The organism is Pseudoalteromonas sp. GW168-MNA-CIBAN-0100, from assembly GCF_040309225.1.
Lineage (GTDB): Bacteria > Pseudomonadota > Gammaproteobacteria > Enterobacterales > Alteromonadaceae > Pseudoalteromonas > Pseudoalteromonas arctica.
Window position 1 is genome coordinate 1 of sequence record NZ_JBEOOL010001148.1, and the last position, 233, is coordinate 233.

General features: G+C 43.3%; 1 protein-coding gene. It reads right to left on the reverse strand.

The features are described from left to right. On the reverse strand, positions 1–233 hold a 233-nt coding region (locus AAEY62_RS24975; protein WP_350637189.1), incomplete at both ends, for a hypothetical protein.

Consider the following 233-nt stretch of genomic DNA (forward strand, 5'->3'; position numbering starts at 1 on the left):
AGTTGGTTTTGTGCTGTAAAGCACCACGACGTAACACCTTCGAATCTTCAATCGCTTGGCGACCTTCTGTGGTATTAACAATATAGCTATACTCGCCACTTTTGATTCTATCAAGAATGTGCGGGCGCCCTTCAAATACTTTATTTACACGGCGAACCGCAATGTCAGCATTTTCAAGTGCAGCAGCTGTACCACCTGTTGCATCTATTTCAAAACCAAGGTCTGTCATGATT